Origin of the sequence: Streptomyces sp. SID3343 (genome assembly GCF_009865215.1) — a bacterium.
Taxonomy (GTDB): Bacteria; Actinomycetota; Actinomycetes; order Streptomycetales; family Streptomycetaceae; genus Embleya.
The window spans coordinates 1-2,394 of sequence record NZ_WWJX01000886.1 but is presented as its reverse complement, the minus strand read 5'-3'; the positions used below and the strand labels follow the sequence as shown (position 1 = coordinate 2,394).

Annotated in this window: 2 protein-coding genes; both read right to left on the bottom strand. The window is 68.5% G+C overall.

Annotated elements, in window-relative coordinates:
• Positions 1–15: 15 nt before the first annotated feature.
• Positions 16–567, bottom strand: coding sequence for a CGNR zinc finger domain-containing protein (locus GT354_RS27570; RefSeq protein ID WP_202512369.1), 552 nt, complete (start codon positions 565–567; stop codon positions 16–18).
• Positions 568–882: 315 nt separating this feature from the next.
• Positions 883–1,866, bottom strand: coding sequence for a TerC family protein (locus GT354_RS27565; RefSeq protein WP_161359084.1), 984 nt, complete (start codon positions 1,864–1,866; stop codon positions 883–885).
• Between the last annotated feature and the right edge of the window lie 528 nt (positions 1,867–2,394).

Here is a 2,394-nt window from a genome sequence, read left to right as displayed (position 1 = left end):
CCCGCCCGCTCCGCGTCAGCGCGCGGGTGTGGCGGCCCTGCGTCGCGCCCGGTGCGCCGCGACGTTGGCGCGATTGGCGCACGCGTCGGAGCAGTAGCGCTTGCGCCCGTTGCGCGAGGTGTCGGCGAACACGCGGTCGCAGTCGGCCGCCGCGCACACCCCCGAGCGCCCCACGCCGTAGTCGGCCACCAGGTTGGCCACGCCCATCGCCGTGTTGATCCGGATGCGCTGCACGAACGGCACCCCCGACGGAGCGTGGTGCAGGTGCAGCCCGCGGCCGTGGTCCACGAGCCTGGGGCGCATCTCGACCCGCGCCAGGAGATCGTTCACGTGCGCCACCGCCCTCTCCAGGTCGGTGATCACGAAGAACGCGCGCAGTTCCGCCGCCCACGCCAGGAGCGGCTCCAACGCGCTCTCGTCCAGATCCGCGACCAGGAACGAGAACGGCCTCAGCACGTCGCGCGCCGACTCGACGTCGGGCGGCAGCGCGCCCTGCTCGCCCGTCCACGCGTTGACCATCGCGACGGACGCACCGACGCCATCACTGCGGTAACCGTTGACTTCCATTGAACCCTTACCTAGGCTGCGAGACATGTAAGGAGCTACATCGCCACACTCATTACAGTAGCCAATGCACGGAGGTAACGATGTCTTCCCGGTGCCACGCGTGCGGACGTGTGGAGAGTGCGCACATGACCGTACTGTCCCGTCATCACACATCCCAGGGCGAAGTCGTCTACACGCGATGCCTGTGCGGCAGCGTCGGCGTCCGGCTGCGGCGTCCGGCGCGAGACGACGAACGGCCCCCGGGCGGGGAGCTCCTCGCCCAGGGGCCGCCGGCGGTGTCGATACCGCGTTAGCCGGTGGTGTCCTTGCCGCGCGTCAGACGGTGGCGTCCTTGTCCGCGGCCTGCGCCGCGGCCGCCGCCTCGTCCTTCTTGTTCTTGCGCAGGCTCAGCACCGTGGTGATCGCGAGAGTCGCCACGATGACGCCGAGCGAGACCGGGATGCCGATCGTCGGCACGTGCACACCCTGGCCGTGCAGCGCCTCGAAGATCAGCTTGACGCCGATGAACCCGAGGATGACCGACAGGCCGTAGGACAGGTAGACGAGCTTCTTGAGCAGGCCGCCGATCAGGAAGTACAGCTGCCGCAGACCCATCAGCGCGAAGGCGTTCGCGGTGAAGACGATGTACGGCTCCTTGGTGAGACCGAAGATCGCCGGGATCGAGTCGAGCGCGAAGAGCACGTCGGTCGTGCCGACGGCGATCATCACGATCAGCATCGGCGTGACGAAGCGCTTGCCGTTCTCCTTCACCACGAGCTTCATGTCGCGGTAGCCGTCGGTGGTCGGCAGGACCTTCTCGACCTTGCGCAGGAGGGCGTTCTCCTCGAACTCCTCCTCGTCGTCGGACTGCGCCTCCTTGATCAACTTCCACGCGGTCCAGATCAAGAACGCGCCGAAGATGAAGAAGACCCACGAGAACGCCGCGACGACCGCGGCTCCGGCGGCGATGAAGATGCCGCGCAGGACGAGCGCGAGCAGCACGCCCACCAGCAGTACCCGCTGCTGGTACTGCGGCGGCACCGCGAACTTGCCCATGATCAGGACGAAGACGAAGAGGTTGTCGACGCTCAACGACTTCTCGGTGATGAATCCGGCGAAGAACTCGCCGGCGGGGGCCGATCCGGAAAAGACCCACAGGCCGATTCCGAACACGATCGCGAGGCCGACCCAGAAGACACCCCACAGGGATGCCTCCTTGAGCGTGACCTCGTGCGGCTTGCGGTTGAGAAAGAGGTCGACTGCCACCAGTGCCAACAGCACGACGATGGTCAGGACCCAGGCGAGAGGTGAAACGTCCACAATTGCCTCCGGCAGACGTGGGCGGGCGCGTCATCGCCGGAGGGGGAAGCACCCCTCCGATTGCCCTCAAGGATGCCAGAAGGTAAAGGAAACACCAAGTAATCCTTTACCTTTTCATGGTGACAGAGGGTCAGATACCCAGTTGCCCCGGGCTTACTCGGCTCCCCGTCCGCGCCGCCGACGGCCCGCGGACCGAACCCCGCCCGGTTCGCCGCCGACCTCGCCGGCGGGGTCGCGCGCACCGTGCCGCGCATGTCGCCCCGTGTATCGGCGCCGGTGGTGGGCCCGCCGGCCGACGTGGTCGCCGCCCCCCGCCGAGCGGGCCCGGCGACGGCCCGGCGATCGGCTGCGGCAAACACGGCAGGGGGCGCTCGGCGGGGTATCCGGGGGCGACGGCCCTGGGCGCACACCGCCGGGTCGCGGTCGGGTTCGGATGGTCCACAGTCGGATGGTCCACAGTCCGATGGTCCGGTCGGGTCCGCCCGCGGCGAGGGTGTCAGCCGGCCGGCGCGAATCCTCGGCGCGGCT